The sequence below is a fragment of the Amycolatopsis thailandensis genome, assembly GCF_002234405.1.
In the GTDB taxonomy this organism is placed as follows: Bacteria; Actinomycetota; Actinomycetes; order Mycobacteriales; family Pseudonocardiaceae; genus Amycolatopsis; species Amycolatopsis thailandensis.
Genome location: NZ_NMQT01000411.1, coordinates 1 through 540 on the forward strand (window position 1 = coordinate 1; position 540 = coordinate 540).

1 protein-coding gene is annotated in these 540 nt (G+C 71.5%); it reads left to right on the forward strand.

The window, feature by feature from the left end; genetic code table 11:
- Window positions 1–30: 30 nt before the first annotated feature.
- Window positions 31–540, forward strand: a 510-nt coding sequence (locus tag CFP71_RS43205) for a GAF domain-containing protein (RefSeq protein ID WP_425266656.1), incomplete at its 3' end; no start/stop codon positions are given.

Here is a 540-nt window from a genome sequence, read left to right on the forward strand (position 1 = left end):
GATCTCAGCCTGACCGATGTGTTGCGGCGCATGGTGGAATCCGCCTGCGAGCTGACCGGTGCGCCCTTCGGCGCGCTGAGCGTGTTCGATTCGGGGGAGTTCATCCGCTTCGCCGACGCCTGGGCGGAGCCGCCGCCGGAGGACGAATCGCGGGTGGTGCCCATCCGCCTGCGCGGGCGCATCTTCGGGATGCTGTACCTCGCCCGCAAACCGGATGGTGAGGAGTTCACCGAAGCCGAGGACGATCTGCTCGTCGCGCTCACCGCCGCGGCCGGTGTGGTGATCGAGAACGCCGCGCTGTTCGACCAGGTGCAGCGGCGCGAGCGCTGGCTCGAAGCCTCCTATCACGTCACCGGCGCGCTCCTGACCGACCAGGATCTGACCGCGACCCTGCACCTCATCGCCGAACGCGCCCGCGTCGTCGCCGGCGGCACCGCGGGCGCGGTGGCCCTGCCCAGCGGCGACGGGCAGCTGGTCTTCGAGATCGTCGAGCCACCGGGGCCGGACGCCGACAAGCTCGCCGGCGTCGCCGTGCCCACC